Source organism: Brevibacterium ihuae (genome assembly GCF_900184225.1).
GTDB lineage: Bacteria > Actinomycetota > Actinomycetes > Actinomycetales > Brevibacteriaceae > Brevibacterium > Brevibacterium ihuae.
On record NZ_FXWZ01000003.1, the window covers coordinates 1,217,883 to 1,237,915 of the forward strand.

General features: G+C 72.3%; 17 protein-coding genes. 9 read left to right on the forward strand and 8 right to left on the reverse strand.

All coding sequences use genetic code 11. The features are described 5' to 3' along the window. Window positions 1-3: 3 nt before the first annotated feature. Both C1A17_RS10775 and C1A17_RS10780 read right to left on the reverse strand, forming a co-directional pair. Complete coding sequence (locus tag C1A17_RS10775) at window positions 4-933, reverse strand: response regulator transcription factor (protein WP_101652968.1); 930 nt, start codon at window positions 931-933, stop codon at window positions 4-6. Window positions 934-948: 15 nt separating this feature from the next. Further along, complete coding sequence (locus C1A17_RS10780) at window positions 949-1,569, reverse strand: hypothetical protein (RefSeq protein ID WP_245873699.1); 621 nt, start codon at window positions 1,567-1,569, stop codon at window positions 949-951. Between the two features lie 121 nt (window positions 1,570-1,690). Here C1A17_RS10780 and C1A17_RS10785 point away from each other — a divergent pair, with 121 nt between their 5' ends. Continuing rightward, entirely contained in the window at window positions 1,691-1,969 is a 279-nt protein-coding gene (locus C1A17_RS10785) for a hypothetical protein (RefSeq protein WP_101652969.1), read from the forward strand. 123 nt (window positions 1,970-2,092) lie between these two features. Here C1A17_RS10785 and C1A17_RS10790 read toward each other — a convergent pair whose 3' ends face one another. The 3 genes from C1A17_RS10790 to C1A17_RS10800 all read right to left on the reverse strand — a co-directional run bounded on the left by C1A17_RS10790 (window position 2,093) and on the right by C1A17_RS10800 (window position 4,940). Then, window positions 2,093-4,321, reverse strand: coding sequence for a heavy metal translocating P-type ATPase (locus tag C1A17_RS10790; protein ID WP_101652970.1), 2,229 nt, complete (start codon window positions 4,319-4,321; stop codon window positions 2,093-2,095). Between the two features lies 1 nt (window position 4,322). Further along, window positions 4,323-4,538, reverse strand: coding sequence for a heavy-metal-associated domain-containing protein (locus C1A17_RS10795; protein WP_101652971.1), 216 nt, complete (start codon window positions 4,536-4,538; stop codon window positions 4,323-4,325). 69 nt (window positions 4,539-4,607) lie between these two features. Continuing rightward, complete coding sequence (locus tag C1A17_RS10800; RefSeq protein WP_101652972.1) at window positions 4,608-4,940, reverse strand: metal-sensitive transcriptional regulator; 333 nt, start codon at window positions 4,938-4,940, stop codon at window positions 4,608-4,610. A 187-nt stretch (window positions 4,941-5,127) separates the two neighbouring features. On the opposite strand from C1A17_RS10800, the gene C1A17_RS10805 reads away from it, so the two are divergent. Continuing rightward, window positions 5,128-7,275, forward strand: coding sequence for a sensor histidine kinase (locus C1A17_RS10805; RefSeq protein ID WP_101652973.1), 2,148 nt, complete (start codon window positions 5,128-5,130; stop codon window positions 7,273-7,275). 79 nt (window positions 7,276-7,354) lie between these two features. Further along, window positions 7,355-8,086: a response regulator gene (locus C1A17_RS10810; RefSeq protein ID WP_101652974.1), complete on the forward strand. Its 732-nt coding sequence runs from the start codon at window positions 7,355-7,357 to the stop codon at window positions 8,084-8,086. Window positions 8,087-8,303: 217 nt separating this feature from the next. Here the strand turns inward: C1A17_RS10810 and C1A17_RS10815 are convergent, their stop codons facing one another. Together C1A17_RS10815 and C1A17_RS10820 are read right to left on the reverse strand one after the other, a co-directional pair. Further along, window positions 8,304-9,623 (reverse strand): D-arabinono-1,4-lactone oxidase, encoded by a 1,320-nt coding sequence (locus C1A17_RS10815; protein ID WP_101652975.1) that lies wholly within the window; start codon window positions 9,621-9,623, stop codon window positions 8,304-8,306. A gap of 98 nt (window positions 9,624-9,721) precedes the next feature. Further along, window positions 9,722-10,921, reverse strand: a complete 1,200-nt coding sequence (locus tag C1A17_RS10820) for an alanine racemase (protein ID WP_101652976.1) — start codon at window positions 10,919-10,921, stop codon at window positions 9,722-9,724. Window positions 10,922-10,990: 69 nt separating this feature from the next. On the opposite strand from C1A17_RS10820, the gene C1A17_RS10825 reads away from it, so the two are divergent. After that, a complete protein-coding gene (locus C1A17_RS10825) occupies window positions 10,991-12,613 on the forward strand; it encodes a succinic semialdehyde dehydrogenase (RefSeq protein ID WP_101652977.1) in 1,623 nt (540 codons plus the stop codon). Window positions 12,614-12,982: 369 nt separating this feature from the next. Here C1A17_RS10825 and purB read toward each other — a convergent pair whose 3' ends face one another. Continuing rightward, window positions 12,983-14,425 carry an adenylosuccinate lyase gene (purB, locus tag C1A17_RS10830; RefSeq protein ID WP_101652978.1) on the reverse strand — a complete coding sequence of 481 codons (1,443 nt, stop codon included), beginning with the start codon at window positions 14,423-14,425 and terminating at the stop codon, window positions 12,983-12,985. A gap of 272 nt (window positions 14,426-14,697) precedes the next feature. On the opposite strand from purB, the gene C1A17_RS10835 reads away from it, so the two are divergent. The 5 genes from C1A17_RS10835 (at window position 14,698) to C1A17_RS10855 (ending at window position 20,006) form a co-directional block, all read left to right on the forward strand. After that, window positions 14,698-14,961 carry a hypothetical protein gene (locus C1A17_RS10835; protein ID WP_101652979.1) on the forward strand — a complete coding sequence of 88 codons (264 nt, stop codon included), beginning with the start codon at window positions 14,698-14,700 and terminating at the stop codon, window positions 14,959-14,961. Window positions 14,962-15,017: 56 nt separating this feature from the next. After that, window positions 15,018-15,704 carry a hypothetical protein gene (locus C1A17_RS10840; RefSeq protein WP_101652980.1) on the forward strand — a complete coding sequence of 229 codons (687 nt, stop codon included), beginning with the start codon at window positions 15,018-15,020 and terminating at the stop codon, window positions 15,702-15,704. Beyond that, complete coding sequence (locus tag C1A17_RS10845) at window positions 15,694-17,217, forward strand: alpha/beta hydrolase (protein WP_101652981.1); 1,524 nt, start codon at window positions 15,694-15,696, stop codon at window positions 17,215-17,217. Before C1A17_RS10840 ends, C1A17_RS10845 begins: the two co-directional genes overlap by 11 nt. Window positions 17,218-17,887: 670 nt before the next feature. Continuing rightward, window positions 17,888-18,988, forward strand: coding sequence for a pyruvate dehydrogenase (acetyl-transferring) E1 component subunit alpha (gene pdhA, locus C1A17_RS10850; RefSeq protein ID WP_180953304.1), 1,101 nt, complete (start codon window positions 17,888-17,890; stop codon window positions 18,986-18,988). A gap of 1 nt (window position 18,989) precedes the next feature. Beyond that, window positions 18,990-20,006, forward strand: a complete 1,017-nt coding sequence (locus C1A17_RS10855) for an alpha-ketoacid dehydrogenase subunit beta (RefSeq protein WP_101652983.1) — start codon at window positions 18,990-18,992, stop codon at window positions 20,004-20,006. The last annotated feature ends 27 nt before the right edge of the window (window positions 20,007-20,033 follow it).

Genomic DNA, 20,033 nt, shown 5'->3' on the forward strand with positions numbered 1-20,033 from the left:
CCGTCAGCCGGCGAACCGGTAGCCGAAGCCGCGCACGGTCTCGATCATGCGGGCGCCGATCTTCTTCCGGAGGCGCTGGATGTGGACGTCGACGACGCGGGAGTCGCCGGCCCATTCGTACCCCCAGACCGTGTAGGCGATCTTCTCGCGGGAGTACACGTGGCCGGGCTCCTCGGTGAGGAGGAGCAGGACTCGCAGCTCGGTCGGGGTGAGGTGGACCTCGGCGCCGTCGACCATCACGGTGAGGCGGCCGGTGTCGAGCACGAGGGAACCGAGCTGGGTGCGGTACGGCCCGAGCTCCTCGCGGGCGGGCGATCCGGCCCGATCCGGTGCCGCGCCGGGCGCGGGGGCGCCGGCGCTCGGACGCTGCGCGGGCCGCGCGGGGTAGCCGGCCGGGGTGCCCGCCTGAGGTGATGCGGGCGCTCCCGAGGCGCGCGGCGGGGCGAGTCCGGGGGAGGGGCCGAGCACCTCGGGGATCCCGTCGGTGTCGATCATGCCGGAGGCCCCGAGGGTCGGCTCCGCGGCGCCGGCGTCGACCTCGTCGGGGGAGAACCCCATGCGTCCGGTCCCGGCGGTGATGAAGCGGCGCACGACGGCCCGGATGCGGGCGTTGAGCACCTGCATGTCGAAGGGCTTCGTCAGGTAGTCGTCGGCCCCGGCCTCGAGGGCCTGGACGATGTCGATCGGCTCGGAGCGGGCGGAGATGATGATGATCGGCGTCGTCGAGCGCTCGCGGATCGCGCGGCAGATCGACGCGCCGTTCATCGTCGGGAGCATGAGGTCGAGGAGCACGACGTCGGCGCCGTGGTCGGCGACGAACTCATAGCCGTCGCGGCCGTCCTCGAACGCCGAGACGGTGTAGCCGAACCGCTCGAGGGAGATCTGGGTGGTCTCGCGGATGACCTCGTCATCCTCGACCAGCACGATATGCATTCTTCTCCTCGTTCCTCATGCACCGTCGTTCTGCGTGATCCGCTGCCCGGCTTCGAAGGATCCGTCCTGGTAGCGGAAGACCCGGACCGACCAGCCGGATGGGCAGCACTCCTGATCTCCCTCGCGGTACATCGACTCCTGGGCGACCAGGGTGCCTCCGCGCCCGGGGGTGAGCGTCAGATCATGGCCCGAAACTATCAGGTTGATGCGCGGACGGCCCTCGAACTGCGACACCACGACCCCTGCGAACGTCCGGTCGTCGCTGGGAGTGGACACCATCGCGACCTGGAACTTCCGGCCGTCGGCGACGACCGGTGCGGCGAGCTCGATGCACTCGGTGCACACGAGGAGGACCTCGTCGACCTGCTCGACGTCGGGCATGTTCGTCACGGTGTCGTCGGCGATGAGCGCCTCGCGGATCTCGTCCGCGGAGAACGGCTCGTCCGCCGGTCCGGCCGGTGCGGGCGGGCGCGCGGTGGAGGAGGGGACGCCCTGCGGATTCTCGATCCGCAGACCCGGGTCCGGGCCGCATCCGGCGAGCGCGATCGCACCGGTGACGACGAGGGCGGGCACGGCGAGCGCGCGGTGCGCGCGGCCTCGCCGGGCGCGGCGCGGGAAACCGGGCGTCGTCGTCACCATCACAGTGTGCCCCGCGGAACGTGCGCACTCAAGGAGCCCGGCGGGTGGGGCGTGGGTGGTGGCGCGGAGGCGCGCGACCCTGAGTGCTCGGTCAGCCGCGAGGCGTAGACTGGGCGGCATGATGAAGGCTTCCCAGCACTCCGGCCCTCCCGCGGAGGAGCCGACGAAGGACGTGACCTACCAGCATGCGCTGATCTTCGGATTCATCGCCTCGATGGTGGTGTTCCTGTCGACGCTGATCTTCACCCAGGCGTGGAAGTCGCTCACCGCTCTCGGCCTGTCCGTTCTCTACGCCGCTGTCACCTTCGTCGTCGTGTCCGCGGTCGCCGCCCTCCTCAACTGGATCGGGCGCAACGACACCCAGCACGAGAGCACGGAGTTCCCCGTCCTCAAGTGACCCGCGGCCGCTCGTCCGGCTGTGGACCGCAGCGCTCTCATCAGTCGTGAGACAGCACGTGAGATTGCGATTTCGGAAGGTTCCGCTCCCAGGAACCTTCCGAAATTGCTGTTTCGGGGCGGATCAGCGGAACCGGAGCAGTCGCAGGCTGTTGAGGACGACGAACACCGAGCTGAACGCCATCGCCGCGCCGGCGATCATCGGATCCAGCAGACCGAGCGCCGCGATCGGGATCGCCGCGGTGTTGTAGGCGAAGGCCCAGAACAGGTTGCCCTTGATGATCGCGAGGGTGCGGCGGGAGAGCCGGACCGCCTGCGGGATCTGCTGCGGGTCGCTCGATACGAGCGTGATGTCCGAGGCGGCGATCGCTGCGTCGGTGCCGCTGCCCATCGCGAGCCCGAGGTCGGCGCGGGCGAGCGCCGCGGCGTCGTTGACGCCGTCGCCGACCATCGCCACCGAGCGGCCCGCGCTCTGGAGCTCCTCGATGACCGCGACCTTGTCGGCCGGGCGGACGTCGGCGTGGACGCGCTCGATGCCGACCTCTGCGGCGACCGCCTCCGCCGCTCCGGCATGGTCGCCGGTGAGGAGCACCGGTTCGAGGCCGAGCTCGCGGAGCTCGGCGATCGCGTCGCGCGCCGAGGTCTTGACGGTGTCGGCGACCTCGACCCGGCCGACGTAGGTGCCGGCGACGGCGGCTGCGACGAGCGTGGCCGCGGCGCCGTCCGACTCCTCGGCGACGCCGGGCACCCCGGCCTCGCGGAGCAGTCCGGGCCGACCGACGAGGAGAGCGTGCCCGTTGACGACGGCGCGGATGCCGCCGCCGGGGATGTTCTCGAAGTCGCGGACCTCGAGACCGGAGCGCGCGGTGCCCGCAGCGCTCGCGGAGCGCGCGATCGCCTGGGCGATCGGGTGCTCGCTGCGCGACTCCGCGGCGCCGACGAGTGCGAGGTGCTCCGCGGAGAGGTCGTGGCCGACGACCTCCATCCGGCCCTCGGTCACGGTGCCGGTCTTGTCGAGCACGATGGTGTCGACGGTCCGCGTGCTCTCCATGACCTCGGGTCCGGAGACGAGGATGCCGAGCTGCGAGCCGCGTCCGGAGGACACCGCGAGGGCGGTGGGCGTGGCGAGGCCGAGGGCGCACGGGCACGCGATGATGAGGACGGTGAGCGCGGCGTGGAGACCCCCGGTCCAGGTGCCGACGAGCAGACCCCAGACGAGCAGGGTGAGCACCGCGATGGCGATGACCGTGGGGACGAAGACGGCCGACACTCGGTCGGCGAGGCGCTGCACCGGCGGCTTGCCGGTCTGCGCGCGGGTGACGAGGTCGGCCATCGCGGCGAGCGTCGTCTCCGCGCCCACCCGGGTGGCGCGCACCTCGATCGAGCCCGAGGTGTTGACGGTGGCGCCGGTGACCGGATCGCCCTCGGCGACCTCGACCGGCACGCTCTCGCCGCTGAGCATCGATTCGTCGACAGCCGTGTGGCCGGCGACGACGACCCCGTCGGTGGCGATCTTCTCGCCCGGGCGGACCCGGAACACATCGCCGATCGCGAGCTCCTCGACGGGGACCTCGACCTCGGTGCGGTCCGCACCGGTGCCGCGCAGCACGGTGGCCGAGCGCGCACCGAGGCTGAGCAGCTCACGGAGGGCGCGGGTCGCAGACCCCTTGGCCCGCTCCTCGGTGAGCCTGCCGAGGAGCAGGAACACGGTGATCGCGACCGCCGCCTCGAACCAGATGTGGAAGTCGTGCGGGAGGTGGAGGATGTGGCCCTGGGACACTGCGATCCCGAGGGTGACGAGCGAGTACAGGGTCGCGACGGTGATGCCGATGCTCACCAGGGTGTCCATCGTCGTCGAGCCGCCGCGCGCGGCCTTGAAGGCTGCGCGGTGGAACGGCCAGGCGCCCCACGTGACGACCGGCAGGCTCAGGGCCGTGACAACCCAGTGCCAGCCGGGGAAGTGCCAGCTCATCACCATGGAGATCGCGACGACGGGGATCCCGAGGATCGCGGAGCCGATGAGGCGGGGGCGGAGCCGGCCGGTGCCGTAGTCGACGACCTCCGGCCCGGTGCCGGTGAAGGGCTCCCGGACGGTCGCGGAGTAGCCGGCGCGCGAGACCGTATCGGTGATCTGCTCGTCGCTCGCCGCTCCGGTGACCTCGACGTGGGCCGAGTTGAGCGGGAGGTTGACGCTCGCGCTCACCCCGTCGAGCCTGTTGAGCTTCTTCTCGATCCGGGCCGAGCACGACGCGCAGGTCATGCCGGTGATGTCGAGGTCGAGCTCGCGGACGGCGGTGTCGCCGCCCGGAGCGCCCGACGGGGCGGGCGGCTGGGGGGAGCGGGACGCGGTCATGTCACTCGACCTCGTAGCCGGCCTCGTCGACTGCGGCGTGCACGGCGGCGGCATCGAGCGGCTGCTCGGAGGTGATCGTCACCGGCGAGCTCCCGCCGGCCTCGAGGTCGACGTCGACGGCGGTGACGCCGGGGAGCGCTCCGAGCTCCTCCTTGACGGCGGCGACGCAGTGCCCGCAGGTCATCCCGGTGACGGTGATCGATGTCGTGGTGGTCATCCTGTGCTCCTTCGATGGTGTGCGGTGCCGCGCTCGGCGGCACCGCGCGGGGCCGCGGGTGCGGCCGGGTCAGCTCTTGATGAGTCGGGCGATCGCGGCCGCGGCCTCGGCGATCTTCTGCTCGGCGGCCTCGGGGGACTCCTGCGCGGCGGTGACCACGCAGTGCTGCATGTGCTCCTCGAGCAGGCGGATCGACACCGCGTGGAGGGCGGCGGTGGCGGCGGACACCTGGGTGAGGATGTCGATGCAGTACTGGTCCTCCTCGATCATCCGGCCGATGCCGCGCACCTGTCCCTCGATGCGCTTCATTCGCGCGAGGTAGGCCTTCTTGTCGGAGGTGTACCCGTGCGGGGGTGCGGGGGCGCCGGTATCGGTGGGAGGCGCGGGCGGTGTCGTGTCCATGGCCGTATTATATACCCCTAAGGGGTATCTATCAACGGGTTCGGGAGCACCGTCCCGCATCCGCGGGACGCCCGCCTGCGGCACAATGGCCCCATGACGCGGCACCGCCGAGGAGCACGGGCGGGTCGGAGCGGAGCGTCCGGACGGCCCTGCGGACACCTCGGCGCCCGACGCCTCTGCGGCCACCGTGGACGCCGCGGCGTCCGGCTCCGGCGAGGCGCCCGGGAGCGCCCCCGCGGGCGAAGCCGCCCCGCAGCAGTCCGATGCCTCCGCACGGCAGCGGCTGCCCCTGTACCGGCGCCGTCCGGATCGGCGCGGCGCGCGTCGGAGGGGACCGCTGTCGTGGTTCCGGATCGGAGTCGCCGGCCAGATCCTCCGCGCGATCACCGTGATGTTCCTCGGCATCGTCCTCCTCACCACGACGATCCTCTACATCCAGCTGTCGCAGTCGAACAACGAGCACTTCCAGGATCTCCTCGTGGCCTCGGCGGAATCCGTCGCGGACTCCCCGGCGATCCACGACGCGCTGTTCGCCGGCTCGGCGTTCGTCGTCGAGGACGGGGAGGCGGCCCCCGGTCCCGGTCCGGGCTGGGTCGAGGGCACCCGCGGCCGTGAGGACCTCACCGACTTCCTCACCGGTGTCCAGGCGGACTACGGACTCGACAGCCTCGCCGTGTTCTCCGCCGATGCGCTGCGCGGGGCCGAGATCGGCACCACCGGGACCGAGGCGGGGGAGACCATCCGTGCCGACGCCCCGGGCTCGACCGCGGGGCCCGGTCCGCGCGAGGTCGCCGGGACCGCCGCCGACGACCCCGCGGTGGGCGAGGTCCTCGCGCTCGTCGACGGGAACGCGGTGCTCGCCGGGCGCACCGTCGTCCAGTTCGTCGACGACGACGAGGGCGGAACGCTCTACGCGGTCGCGCCGATCCGCTCCGAGCCCCCGGGCCCGGAGCGGTCGGAGGACGCCGAGGTTGCCGCCGTCGTCGCGACCGGCCTGCGCGCGGACACCATCCGGAGCGATTTCGGGCCCCAGGGCCGGTGGATCATCGGCATGGGGGCGCTCACCGTCCTCATGGGCACCGTCGCCGTGTGGCTCGCCTCGCGCGGGCTCAAGCGGGTGACCGGCGACTACGGCACCCAGGAGCTCGGCGAGATGCTCGACTTCTACGCCTCGGTCCTCCAATCGGTGAGCGAGGGGCTGCTCCTCATCGACCGCAACCACGGCATCGTCGTCCACAACGCCGAGGCCGCCGAGCTCCTCGGGCTTCCCGCGGACACCGCGGGGGAGCCGGTGCGGATCGCCGACCTCGACCTGCCAGGATCGCTGCGCGAGCTGCTCGCCGAGGGCCGCTGGGCGCGCGACGAGATCCATTACACCGACGACCACGTGCTCGTCGTCAACCAGCAGCCGACCGCCCAGTCCGCCGATACCTGGGTCACGACGATGCGCGATCACACCGAGCTCCAGGAGCTCGCCGGCGAGCTCGTATCGGTGCGCTCCTTCTCGGAGTCCCTGCGCTCCCAGACCCACGAGTACGCCAACCGGCTCCACACCATGGTGTCGCTCATCGAGATCGGGCACAGCGATCAGGCGCTCGAGTTCGCCACCCGCGAGATCGACCAGATGGACCGCCCGGCGGACAACCTGCTCGGCGGGTTCGACCATCCGGTGCTGTCGGCCCTCCTGCTCACCAAGTTCGCCCAGGCGAAGGAGGACGGGATCGAGCTCGTCGTCGACACCGCGGACCTCGCCGGCGCGCTCAGCGCCGACGACCGGGATCTCGTCACCGTGGTCGGCAACCTCCTCGACAACGCCTTCGACGCCGTCTCCCTGCCGAGCGTGCCCGCGGACCGGCGGCGCGTCCACCTGCGGATCGCCGGCACCGAGGAGCGCGGATACACCATCGAGGTCGCCGACGACGGCCCGGGCATCCCCGAGGAGTCCGTCGACCAGGTGTTCGAGCGCGGGTTCTCCACCAAGCACGACGGTGTGGGATCCGACAGCGGTCCGGGTCGCACCGAGAGCGGTTCGCGCGGCGTCGGGCTGTCCCTCGTCGTGCAGGCGGTGCGGCGCCTGGGCGGAGCGATCGACGTGCGCGGCGGACCGGACTGCGAGGGCGATCCACTGGGCGCCGCCTTCGACGTGTGGCTGCCCGGCGCGGCCGAGCGCGCCGCCGGGCCGGCCGCGGGAGACGTCGGGCCGGCCGCGGGAGACGTCGGGTCGGATGCGGAAGGCGTCGGGTCGGATGCGGGGGACGCTGGTCCGGATGCGGGAGGCGCTGGGTCGACTGTGGGAGGCGCCGGGCCGGATGCGCCGGCTGAGCCCCGGGCCTGAGCGGCCGGATCCCGCTGCGCGGCCGGCGTGGGCGCGCGGATCCGGCGGGAAGCCGGGCACGGACTAGACTGGGGCCGTCATGGGATCACAGCACGGCCGGACCGAGGACGATGGAGTCGGGGTGCTCGTCGTCGAGGACGAGAGCGTCGCGGCGAAGGCGCATGCCCAGTACGTGTCCCGGCTCGACGGCTTCCACGTCGCCGGGATCGCCCGGAACGCCACGCAGGCGCTCGCCGCTCTCAGCGGCCAGATCTACGGGATGGATCCCTCCCGGATCGCGCTCGTGCTCCTCGACATGAACCTCCCCGACGGCCACGGTCTGCAGCTGCTCCGCGCCATCCGCGGCAAGCACATCCCCGTCGACGTCGTCGCGGTCACCGCCGCCCGCGACCTCCAGGTCGTGCAGGAGGCGCTCTCGCTCGGCGTCGTCCAGTACATCATCAAGCCCTTCACCTTCCCGGTCTTCAAGAGCAAGCTCGAGGCCTATCTCGCCTACCGGGCGACGCTGGTCGCCGAGGACTCGGGCGCGGAGATGACGCAGCACGAGGTCGACGCCGCACTCGCCGCGATCGGCGCCGCCCCGGCGGTGGCCGCGCCGAAGGGCGTCCCGGAGGCCGTGCAGGAGCAGATCACCGCGGTGCTGTCCGACGGCTCCGCGCTGTCGGCCGCCGAGGTGGGCGAGCGGATCGGGGTTTCCCGCGTCACCGCCCGGCGCTATCTCGAGGCGCTCACCGATGCCGGCGGCCTCGACCGGCGCCCGCGCTACGGGTCTGCCGGCCGACCGGTGCTCGAGTACCGACTCCTCGACTGATCGGGGGCGACGGGGACGACTGCCAGCCGGGCTTCCGGCCCGCGTGCGGCGTTCCCGGCCCGCGTGCCGCGGCCCTGGCACGGGCGCCTCCCGGTGCGAGCACCTGGTTGATGGCGCGAGTGCCGCGCTCACGGTGCGGGCGCCTGACTCCCGGTGCGCGTGCTCCCATGCGGATGCGAGCGCCTCCCGCGCAGGTGCCTCCCGGGTCGGGGGGGCTTCAGCGTCCGGGGGCGAAGAGCGCGTCGGTGTAGGCGCTGCCGAAGACCGCCGCAGGATCGAGCCGGGCCCGCAGCTCCCGGAAGTCCTCGAACCGCGGGTACCGCTCAGAGAGCCCGGCGGCCTCGAGCGTACGGAGCTTGCCCCAGTGCGGCCGCCCGCCGAGCTCGAGGAGGATCTCCTCGATGCGCCGGAAGCAGTCCTCGAACGGGTCGCGGTGGAAGCGGTGGCAGGCGATGTACATCGACTCCCGGCCGTACGCGGTCGACAGCGGGACGTCGTCGGCGGCGGCCGTGCGGACCTCGATCGGGAACGAGATCCGCCACCGCCGGCGCTCGATGAGGGCGCGGATCCGGGCGAGCGCCTCGGGTCCGGCGACAAGCGGCACCGCGTACTCCATCTCGGTGAAGCGGACGCGGCGCGGTGAGACGAAGACCTCGTGGGCGGGCGCCCGGTAGAGGCGGTTCGAGGTCGCCGCGGCGGCGAGCCGGTTGAGCGCCGGGACGAGGGACGGGATGCGGTGGCCGAGCTCGCTGATCGCCCGCAGGCCCCCGTTGTCGAGGATCTCCTCGCTGACGAGCCGTGCGAGGCGACCGCGGGGACCAGCCGCGGGCATCCCGGCCGGTGCCGCCGCCCCGGGTGCGACCCGGACGTTCGTCTTGACGAGCGCGCGATCGGTGTGGGGGAACCCGTAGAACTCGAGGTGGTCGGCCGTGCGGGAGCGGTCGACGAAGGTCTCGAGGAGTGCGTCGAGGGACTCGGAGCGCTCGTGGGCGACGAGGTCGAACGCCGGCACGCAGGCGAGCTCGACCTCGGTGATGACGCCGAGTACGCCGACGCTGAGCCGAGCGAGATCGAACACCTCCGGCGCGGACTCGGAGGACAGCTCGTGCTGGGTCCCGTCGGCGGTGAGGAGGGTGAGGCCGGTGACCATCCCGGCGAACCCGGTGTGGCCGAGGCCGGTGCCGTGGGTGCCGGTCGAGATCGCCCCGGCGAGCGACTGCGGGTCGACGTCGCCCTGATTGGCGAGCGCGAGACCGTAGGGGGCGAGGAGGCCGGGAACGTCGCGCAGCCGGGTGCCGGCGCGCAGCCGGACCCGCTTCCGTGCGGCATCGACGGCGATGACGCCGGAGAGCGCATCGAGCGAGACCATCGTTCCGGATCCGAGCGCCACGGGGGAGAACGAGTGCCCGGCCCCGATGACGCGGATGCGGCGCCCCTGCTCGACGGAGGCGGCGATGCCGGTCGCGAGCTCCGCCTCGTCGGCGGGGGTGAGGAGGTCGACCGGGTGGGCGTGCGCGGTGCCCGACCACGTGCTCACCCGCCGTCGGGCTCCCGGGCCGGACGCCCGGCCCGGGCCTCGGCGTCGCGCGTCGGATCCTCGTCCGTCTCGGGCCTGCGGGCCCCGATCCCTGCGCTTCAGTGCGTCCACCCCGATCCGCGATACGTCGGCCACGTCGCGACGACGGTGCCGTCGTCCACCACATGGTATTCCGTGAGGTGCTCGGCGAGCTCGCCCGCCTTCGCGTGGCGGAACAGCACGTGATCGCCGATCGCCAGCTCCGCGGTCCCCGGCCCGTGGAGCGGCGTCTGCACCTCGCCCGGGCCCTCCGTCGGGGCGTACCGGAGTCCGGGCGGCCACACGGGAACCGGCAGCCGGTCGGTCCCGGGCGGGCCCGAGGCGACCCAGCCGCCGCCGTACACGGTGACCCAGCCGGGGGCGGGCACGCGGACCACCGGGGTGGCGAAGAAGGCCGCGGGCTCGTGGCGGAAGCCCCGATACCCGTCGAACAGGTGGGGGGAGAGCAGCCCGGAGCCGGCGGCGACCTCGGTGAGGGTGCCCTCGGCGACGCTCGATTCGAGCGAGCCGGTGCCGCCGCCGTTGACGAACTCGAGGTCGGCGGCGGCGCGGATATCGGCGATGACGCGGGTCCGGCGCTCGGCCAGCTCCGCGATGGACAGGCGGCGCACGGACCGCACGACGAGGGCGCGGGGATCGGCACCGGCGTCGCCGAGCCCGGCGATCTGGCCCTCGTAGGACAGGACGCCGACGAGCCGGCAGCCCGGGCGGGACGCGATCTGCTCGACGAGGGCGAGCGCCTCGGCGGATCCCCGGACCGGGCTGCGGCGCGCTCCCAAGTGCACGCGACCGCGGGTGAGGCGCGAGGCCGGGCGGAAGGACGCATCGACCTCGATGCACAGGCGCACGGGCGGGCGGGAGCCGGGAGCATGATCGCGGAGCGCGGCGAGGACCAGGTCGACCCCGGTGGTCGAGTCGACGACGAGGGTGATGTGGGACAGTGCGTCGGCGTCGGTGGCGAGAGCGCGGAGGGCGCCGCGGTGGACCGTCGGATAGGCGACGAGGATGTCGCGGAATCCGCGCCGGTGGAGATCGAGCGCCTTCGGGAGGGAGAAGGCGAGGAGGCCGCGGCAGCCGTCGGCGGCGAGGACCCGGTCGAGGACGGCGGGGACCCGCACGGATTTCTTCGCGACGCGGATCGGCAGTCCGCCCGCGCGCCGGCGCAGAGCGGCGATGTTGCGGTCGAGGGCGGCGAGGTCGATGACCCCGAGGGGGCCGTCCACCCCGGCGATCGCTCTCATTACTGACGAGTAGGCCATGGGGGAAGTCTAGAGCAGGGAGGCCCCGGGCGACCCGGCTCGAGCAGAGTGATCTGACACAATCGCGGGATGACTGCCGCATCCTCCGCCCTCCGCACCGCCGATAGTCCCGAGCGCTCCGACGCCTCCAGCCGGGCGCTGCTCGCGCTGCCGGAGAGGCTCCGCGAGTTCCTCGCCGCCGATCCGCTCGCCGATGCCGCGGGTTCCGGTCCCGCCATCGAGGTCGACGCCCCCTTCACCGGGGAGCGCCTCGCATCCTTCGCCGCGAACACCGCCGCGGACGTCGAGCGCAAGGTGCGCACGGCCGCGATCGCCGCCCGCGCCTGGGCGAACCGGCCCGTGCGGGAGCGGGCCGCGGTGCTGCTCCGGCTCCATACCCTCATCCGCTCCCACGAGGAGCTGCTCCTCGACGTCATCCAGGCGGAGAACGGGAAGTCCCGACAGCACGCCTACGACGAGGTGCTCGACGCCTACAACGTGTGCCGCTACTACGGGGTGACGGCGCCGCGGGTGCTCCGTCCGCAGCCGCGGCGGGGCGCGGTCCCCGGCCTCACCACGACGCGCGTCGACCACTCCCCGCTCGGCGTCGTCGGGTTCATCAGTCCGTGGAACTATCCGCTCTCCCTCGGCGGGACGGATCTGCTCGCGGCGCTCGCGGCGGGCAATGCGGTCGTCCACAAGCCCGATTCGCGGACCCCGCTCTCGGCCGTTCTCGTCCGCCGCCTCGCCGTGAGCGCGGGACTGCCCGCTGACGTGTGGCAGCTCGTTCCCGGCGAGGTCGAGGCGGTGAGCGCACCGCTCCTCGACGGGGTCGACGGGCTGTCCTTCACCGGCTCCACCCGGGCCGGCCGCGCGGTGGCCGCCGAGGCGGCATCGCGGCTGCTGCCCACCGCCCTCGAGCTCGGGGGCAAGAACCCGATGATCGTGTGCGCGGATGCGGACCTCGACGCCGCTGTCGCCGGTGCGGTGCGCGGCGCGTTCAGCTCGAGCGGCCAGCTGTGCCTCTCGATCGAGCGGATCTACGTCGCCCGCCCGGTGTTCGAGGAGTTCTGCACGCGGTTCGCGGAGGCGGCCCGTGCCCTGTCGATGGGGGCCGCGTTCGACTACTCGTGCGAGATCGGGACCCTGACCTCGGCCGGGCAGCTCGACCGGGTTCGGGACCACGTCGACGATGCGACCGCCCGGGGCGCGCGGGTCCTCGCCGGCGGCCGGGCCCGCCCGGAACTCGGCCCGTACTTCTTCGAGCCGACCGTGCTCGTCGACGTCCCGGAGTCCGCGGCACTCTCCCGCGAGGAGACCTTCGGCCCCGTCGTCGCGGTCCATCCCTTCGCCGACGAGGACGCGGCGGTCCGCGCCGCGAACGACACCCCGTACGGTCTCAACGCGAGCGTGTTCGCCGGTTCGAAGCGCCGCGGAACGGCCGTGGCCCGGCGGCTCGATGCCGGGATGGTCAACGTCGGCGAGGCCTTCGCCGCGGCGTGGGGCTCGATCGATGCGCCCTCCGGCGGCGTCAAGGCCTCCGGGCTGGGGCACCGCCACGGGCCGGAGGGGCTGCTCCAGTTCACCCGCACCCGCACGATCGCCCACCAGGCGCTGCTCCCGCTCGCGCCGAGCGGATCACTCACCCCGGAGCGATTCCAGCAGGTCATGACCGGCGCCCTCGACGTCCTGCGCGCCCTCCGGATGAAGTGAAGGATCGGCCCGGTCGCGCGAGGGTTCGCTCCAGGCGGGGGTCGATCCGGGCTGGCCTGAGGGGTTGGCCCGGGGTTGCGTAAGCGGCTGATCCGGCAGATGACGACAGAAACTGCGATGGCCGACGGAAACTTCGCAGTTTCCGCCAGTCATCGCAGTTTTCGTTGTCGGTTCGGTGCGCGAGTTCAGTCGTCCACTGCAGCTTCTGTTGACCGGTGCAGTTCCCGTTGCCGCTGCGGCGCGCGACCGATCGGACCGGCGCATGCAGCGGAGTGCTGACCGGCCCGGGGCCGCACCGTGCGACCGGACCGCCAGGGGCTACTCGGACGGAGCGGCCGGGGACCAGCCCTGTGCGCGGTCGGCCGGGGGTCAGGCCTGCGTGCGGTCGGTCGGGCGGTTCTGCCAGGCGGCGGCCTCGGCGCGGGCGAGATCCGCGGCCAGGCCGGTGTATGTCGCCGGGCTGAGCGCGGCGAGCCGCTCGGTCTCCGCCTCCGGCAGACCGAGCGAGCGCACGAACTCCTCGAGCTCCGTACGCCCCACTCGGTGGCCGCGGGTGAGCTCCTTGAGCTTCTCGTAGGGGTTCTCCATCCCGGGCACGCCCTGGAGGTACGCGGCGCGCATGACCGATTGGATCGCCTCCGCGAGCACCTCCCAGTTCGCGTCGAGGTCCGCATCGAGGGCGGTGGTGCTGATCGCGAGCTTGTCGAGGCCCTTGACGAGGTTGTTGAGCGCGAGCACCGAGTGCCCGAGAGCCACGCCGATGTTGCGCTGGGACGTCGAGTCGGTGAGGTCGCGCTGCATCCGGCTCGTCACCAGGGTCGAGGCGAGCGAGTCGAGGAGGGCGCACGAGAGCTCGAGATTCGCCTCGGCGTTCTCGAACCGGATCGGGTTGACCTTGTGCGGCATCGTCGACGAACCGGTGGCACCCTCGACCGGGATCTGGGTGAAGTAGTTCATCGAGATGTAGGTCCACATGTCGGTCGCGAGGTTGTGGGCGATCCGGTTGAACCGCGCGACGTCGGCGTAGAGCTCCGCCTGCCAGTCGTGGGACTCGATCTGAGTGGTGAGCGGGTTGAAGGTCAGGCCGAGCTTCTCGACGAACGCGCGGGCGAGGGCGGGCCAGTCGGCGCCGGGGACGGTGACCGTGTGGGCGGCGTAGGTGCCGGTCGCGCCGTTGATCTTGCCGAGGTACTCCGTCGCTGCGATCCGGTCGTACTGCCGGTGGAGGCGGTGGACGACGACGGCGAGCTCCTTGCCCATCGTCGTCGGGGTCGCCGGCTGTCCGTGGGTGTGGGAGAGCATGGGGACGTCGGCGAGGTCGGCGGCCATCGCGGCGAGGGCGTCGATGAGCGCAGCGGCGCGGGGCAGCCACACGGTCTCGATCGCGCCCTTGATCCCCACCGCGTAGGACAGGTTGTTGATGTCCTCGGAGGTGCAGCAGAAGTGGACGAGCTCGGCGAGGTCGTCGGCGCCGATCTGGCTCAGCGCCTCCTTGATCGTGTACTCGACGGCCTTGACGTCGTGGACCGTGACGGCCTCGAAGGTCGCGAGCTGGGAGATCGTCTCGTGGTCGAAGCCGGTGACGAGCGAGCGGAGCTGCTCCGTCTCATCGTCGAGGAGCGCGCGGGTGCCGGGGACGACGGAATTCTCCGCGAGGTGGATGAACCATTCGACCTCGACATGGATCCGGTCGCGGTTGAGGGCGGCCTCGGAGAGGAAGTCGACGAGCGGGGCGGCATCGGCCCGGTAGCGGCCGTCGAGCGGTCCGAGGGCGATGGCGGGATCGAGCTGGGCGAGAGTCACGCGAGTCATGTGCCCATCTTCGCACGCACTCTCCGCGGACGGGCGGGGCGTCCGGACGGCGGTCGCCCCGCGTTCCCGGGGGCGGAGGATCGTGCGCCGATGACCGGGGAGGGACCGCTGCGTATCGGGTATGCCGGCCCGGAGATGACCGGTGCATGGCTGCGCCGGCTCGGGGACGACCGGTGCACGGCTGCGGTCGCCCGGTGTGGATGCGTGCGCCGTCTTCCACAGGGCGATCCGGCGACTGTCGGTGGGACCGTCGCAGGGAGCACCGTGGAGGCATGCTCATCGACGAACTCGAGACGAACCAGCGGATGTGGCAGGAGGCCGCGGACTCCCTCGCGGAGCTCGCGGACCGGTGCCGGCGCGGGGGTTCGGCGGAGTGGGTGTCGGTGGCGGCGGATCGGTTCCGGGAGGAGCTCGCCGACCGCGCTGCCGAACTCGCCCGGCTGCACGAACTCGCACTCGAGGTGGTCGACGCCTACGCCCGGCACGTCCCTGCTGTCCACGAGGCCGAGATCCCCTCCGGTGCCCTCCTGCTGTGAGCGATGGGCAGGCGATGGGGAGTCGGCGTCCCGCGGTGCAGCGGGGCGGGACCGCTGTGCCCGGATCTCCTTCCACGCAGCCGGACGGGCCGGGGGCCACCACCTGGATCCCGTTCACCGCCGACCGGGTCCTCGACCTGCCGCCGGACCTGCAGGCCGGCTGGCCGGAGTCGATGACACCGCATTCGGTGAGCTGCGCGGTGGATGCCGGCCCGCGCACACGGGCACTCGAGCTCGCCCGTGCGGTGCGGGCGGGTTCCCCTCGTCCCGATCTCTCCGCCCTGTGGGTGGCGCGCGCGGCGGGGATCCTCGGTGGTGCTCCGGTCGTCGGGGAGTTCCACCTCCTCGCGCCGGGGCTGCGGATCATCGCGAGCGCGGGCGTGCGGGGACGTGCGTGCTGCGTGGTCTGGCGCTGGGTCCCGTCCGGAGGTGGGGAGGAGCATCCCAGCGATGGCATCCTGTTCGGTCGCATCGATCGGGCGCCGCGTCTCCCGGAGCTCGTCGCCGGACTCGTCGGAGCCCAGCCGCCCCGCGCCGTCCTCGGAGTCCTCGGGCACCGCGGCGATGCCCCCGACCCCTGGTGGCTCGGGGACGGCGGGGTGGGTGCGGGACTGGGAGCGCTGCGGGATCGGACAGCGGCGCGGGTCCGGTCCGCGCTCGCCGGCGCAGTGCTCCGAGCCGCGGGCGAGGTGGGTCCGGCCGCCGGTACCGCATCGGGCAGGAGGGGTGCCGATGGCGCATGACATCACCGTGCACGGGGGCTCCGGAGGCTCCCGAGCGCGCACGGAGGACCTCGAGGCGTTCGCCGGGGAGCTGCAGGAGATCTCGCGCGAGGTCGCCGGCATCCTCGTGCGGATCGGCGGCGGCGAGCACGATCCCGTGCTCGAGGCGTCGACCGTCCTCGCGCCCGTGACCGCGGTCGAGGTCGGGCTCGCGGCGGCGGAGTTCGTCCGCGGGTCGGTCGGGGTCGCCGGTCGCCTCGCGGTCACCGGGACCTCGCTCGGGGCCGCCGTCCTCGGCTACCGCTCGGCCGAGGAGTTCGCCGCCCGGGTGTTCGACCGGGTGCTCACCGGGGCGGGCGCCGCGCTCGGCGTCCTCGTCCGCACCTCCTTGCCGATCCTCGCGCCGATGCTCCTGCGCGCGGCGGTCCCGACCGCTCTCGTCCTCGTCGTCGCGGACCGGCTCGGGATCGATGAGGCCCTCGAGTCCGCGCTCGGTGTCGAGCTGCCGGAGATCACTGCGGCGGGGCTGCAGCGGCTCGGCAGTGAGATCGTCGAGGACTCGACCGGCGTCGAGGTCGTGGTCGAGCACGTGCTGCCCGGATTCGTCGCCGGGGTCGTCGGGATCCCGCCCGGCATCCAGGCCCGGTTCGGCGACCGCGGACCGTGGCCGCACGATTCCCAATCGGTGACCGCCTGGGTGCTCGCCGCCGGACGAGCAGGCGGATGGTTCGGCCGCACGCGGGTCGAGGTGGAGCACTCCGTGCGCGCTCCGGACCGTCGTCCTGCCGCCGCCCCGGCCCATGTGTCCGAGCTCTTCGCGAGGACCCTGGCGGGCCACCGCGGGAGGGAGAACGGCCGGGTGCAGATCGAGCGGATCCGCGGCTCGGACGGGACGGTCCGCTGGATCGTCCACGTGCCGGCGACCACCGACTGGTCCGCCCGGACCGGCGGGAACGGGACGGATCTCACCACGAACGTCGAGGGTGCGGCCGGGCACGACACCGTCATGCGCGAAACCGTGCGCCGCGCCGTCGAGCAGGCGGGCATCCCGCCGGGCGAGGAGACCCTGCTCATCGGCTACTCGCAGGGCGGGATCACTGCCGCATCGCTCGCCGCCGACCCCGAGTTCCTCGCCGCCGTCCGGGTCACCGGTCTGCTCACCGTCGCGAGCCCCGTCTCCGACTTCGCCGTCCCCTCCCAGGTGTCCACACTGTCGATCGAGCACGAGCAGGATGTCGTCCCCGACCTCGACGGGAATCGGAACCCCGACCTCCCGCACTGGACGACGATCACCGTCGACCTCGACGACTCGGAGCTGCGCGCGGACCCGATGTCCGCCGACCGGTCCCCCGAGGAGGTCGAGCAGGCTCTCGCGAATCCCGGCTTCGCGCACGGGGGAGACGTCTACGCCTCGACGATCGAACGGCTCCGCCGCGCCGGACACCCTGCCGTGGTGCGCTGGACGGATTCCGTCGCCGGGTTCTTCGACGGTGAGGTCGAGAGCGTGCAGGACTCGGTGGGGGTGCGCAGATGAGAGGATCCGAGCGAGCGCGTGGGTGCGCGGGTGTGGGCTGGGTCCCGGCGAAGGAACCTGCCCGAGTACGGGCAAGGGCACCTGCCAGTGTGCGAGGTCAGAGCCGCCTCCTCGGGCGCAGGATCGGAGCCGCTCGCTGGTGTGCACGATGAGAGTCGCCTGCCCAGGTGCGCGGTCCGGTCGGCACCGCCGGGGACGCCCGGAGTGCGCCCTCCAGGGTCCTCCACGGAGTCGTCATCGGCTGGCACCGGGTCGGCTCTGCGACCGCGGCACACCCCTGACGTGGGCAGATGGTTCGACGTCCGAGCAATTGTGGCGCGGATGACAATTCGCCGGGGCCGACCTACGGTCCGGTACAACTGCCCTCCGGCCGTTCGTAGCGTGGGAGCAGACCTCGGCCGCTCGGGCGGGGCGAGAGCACCGGCTCGGCGTCCCGGACGCCGAGGTGTTCCGCGCGGGACGCGTAGTTTGGCACGCCGCGGGGAATCCGTTAGCGTGTATCCACTATGTGAAATGCATCACCACACGGAGAGCGGAGCACACCCGCACCGCGCTCCACCGCCGCTGGCGACCGGACGACACCCTCGACCGACCGCCACGACATGAGGAGACTGGCATGACATCGAACATTGCGCAGGCGCCGGACTCGAGGACGAATTCGGAGCCGAGAATGATTCAGATGCTGACCCCCGAAGGCGAGCGCGTGAGCTCGGGGGAGTACGACGCCTTCGCCGCAGAGCTCACCGACGAGGATCTGCGGGCCTTCTATACGGACATGGTGCTCGTGCGCCGCGTCGATGCGGAGGGCAACGCCCTGCAGCGCCAGGGTCAGCTGGGCCTGTGGGCTCCGCTGCTCGGCCAGGAGGCCGCCCAGATCGGCATGGGACGGGCTTCCCGGCCGCAGGACTTCGTCTTCCCGACCTACCGCGAGCACGGACTCGCCTGGTGCCGCGGAGTCGAGCCCGAGACGCTGCTCGGCATGTTCCGGGGGCAGAACCACGGCGGCTGGGACCCCCAGGAGAACCGCTTCCACACCTACACCATCGTCATCGGCTCCCAGGTGCTCCATGCGACCGGCTATGCGATGGGCATCGGTCTCGACGGCGACGTCGGCACCGGCGACCTCGAGCGCGACAGCGCCGCGATCGCGTGCTTCGGCGACGGAGCGAGCTCGCAGGGCGACGTGTCCGAGGCGCTGACCTTCGCCGGCGCCTTCAACGCCCCGGTCCTCTTCTTCTGCCAGAACAACCAGTGGGCGATCTCCGAGCCGACCTCCGTGCAGACCCGCGTGCCGCTGTTCAAGCGCGGCGAGGGCTTCGGCGTGCCCGGGATCCGCGTCGACGGCAACGACATCATCGCGATGTACGCCGTCGCCCGGGCCTCGCTCGACAGCGTGCGCGCCGGTCACGGCCCCATGCTCATCGAGGCCTTCACCTACCGGATGGGGGCCCACACCACCGCCGACGACCCGAGCAAGTACCGGGACTCCGCGATGACGGAGGAGTGGCGGGCCAAGGATCCGATCAGCCGGCTGCGGACCCACCTCGAGAAGACCGGCATCGCCGACGACGACTTCTTCGCCTCGGTCGACGCCGAGGCCGATGCGCTCGCCGCGCGGATCCGCAAGGCCTGCATGGAGATGCCCGAACCCGACCCGAGCGAGATCTTCGACTTCGCCTATGCCGAGCCGCACGCGCTCGTCGAGGAGGAGAAGGCCGCCTATCTCGCCTACCTCGACTCCTTCGCCGACACGACCGACGGGGGGCGCTGAGATGGCTGCGGACACCGCGACGGCCGACCCGGCCGCGAGCACGACGACCACCCTCCCGCTCTCCAAGGCGATCACCGCCGGCCTGCGCAGGGTGATGGAAGACGACGACAAGGTCATCCTCATCGGCGAGGACATCGGCAAGCTCGGCGGCGTGTTCCGGGTGACCGAGGGCCTCCAGAAGGACTTCGGGGAGAACCGCGTCATCGACGCCCCGCTCGCCGAATCCGGGATCGTCGGCACGTCGATCGGGATGGCGATCCGCGGCTACAAGCCGATCATCGAGATCCAGTTCGACGCTTTCATCTACCCAGCCTACGACCAGATCGTCACGCAGCTCGCCAAGCTCCACAACCGCACCCAGGGCCACGAGCGGATGCCGCTCGTCATCCGCGTGCCCTACGGGGGCGGCATCGGATCCCCCGAGCACCACTCCGAGAGCCCGGAGACGGTCTTCGCCCACCATGCCGGTCTCCGCATCATCTCGCCGTCGACCTCCCACGACGCCTACTGGATGATCCAGGAGGCCGTGCAGAGTCCCGACCCGGTGATGTTCTTCGAGCCGAAGCGCCGCTACTGGCAGCGCGGGGAGGTCGACACCGCCGAGCGCGGCCTGCCGCACGACCGCGCGCAGGTGGTCACCGAAGGCACCGATCTCACGCTCGTCGCCTACGGACCGCTCATGCCCACGGCCCGCGACGTCGTCGCCGCAGCGGCCGAGGAGGGGACGAGCATCGAGCTCATCGATCTGCGCTCGCTGTCGCCGATCGACTTCGACACGCTCGAGGCCTCCGTCCGCCGCACCGGGCGGATGGTCGTCGCGCACGAGGCGCCGGTTTTCCTCGGCCTCGGAGCCGAGATCGCCGCCCGCATCACCGAGCGCGCCTTCTTCCACCTCGAGGCCCCGGTGCTCCGGGTGGGCGGGTTCCACACCCCGTACCCCGGCTCCAAGCTCGAACACCACTACCTGCCCGATCTCGACCGCATCCTCGACGGCGTGGATCGCGTGCTCGGATACTGAGCCCCGGGCTCCCGAGCACACCGGTGC

Excerpts from the sequence above, each read along its gene's own strand:
- C1A17_RS10775 (WP_101652968.1), bottom strand. The coding sequence starts at position 933 with ATGCATATCGTGCTGGTCGAGGATGACGAGGTCATCCGCGAGACCACC.
- C1A17_RS10785 (WP_101652969.1), top strand. The coding sequence starts at position 1,691 with ATGATGAAGGCTTCCCAGCACTCCGGCCCTCCCGCGGAGGAGCCGACG.
- C1A17_RS10790 (WP_101652970.1), bottom strand. The coding sequence starts at position 4,321 with ATGACCGCGTCCCGCTCCCCCCAGCCGCCCGCCCCGTCGGGCGCTCCG.
- C1A17_RS10795 (WP_101652971.1), bottom strand. The coding sequence starts at position 4,538 with ATGACCACCACGACATCGATCACCGTCACCGGGATGACCTGCGGGCAC.
- C1A17_RS10800 (WP_101652972.1), bottom strand. The coding sequence starts at position 4,940 with ATGGACACGACACCGCCCGCGCCTCCCACCGATACCGGCGCCCCCGCA.
- C1A17_RS10810 (WP_101652974.1), top strand. The coding sequence starts at position 7,355 with ATGGGATCACAGCACGGCCGGACCGAGGACGATGGAGTCGGGGTGCTC.
- C1A17_RS10820 (WP_101652976.1), bottom strand. The coding sequence starts at position 10,921 with ATGGCCTACTCGTCAGTAATGAGAGCGATCGCCGGGGTGGACGGCCCC.
- C1A17_RS10825 (WP_101652977.1), top strand. The coding sequence starts at position 10,991 with ATGACTGCCGCATCCTCCGCCCTCCGCACCGCCGATAGTCCCGAGCGC.
- purB (WP_101652978.1), bottom strand. The coding sequence starts at position 14,425 with ATGACTCGCGTGACTCTCGCCCAGCTCGATCCCGCCATCGCCCTCGGA.
- C1A17_RS10835 (WP_101652979.1), top strand. The coding sequence starts at position 14,698 with ATGCTCATCGACGAACTCGAGACGAACCAGCGGATGTGGCAGGAGGCC.
- C1A17_RS10845 (WP_101652981.1), top strand. The coding sequence starts at position 15,694 with ATGGCGCATGACATCACCGTGCACGGGGGCTCCGGAGGCTCCCGAGCG.
- pdhA (WP_180953304.1), top strand. The coding sequence starts at position 17,888 with ATGATTCAGATGCTGACCCCCGAAGGCGAGCGCGTGAGCTCGGGGGAG.
- C1A17_RS10855 (WP_101652983.1), top strand. The coding sequence starts at position 18,990 with ATGGCTGCGGACACCGCGACGGCCGACCCGGCCGCGAGCACGACGACC.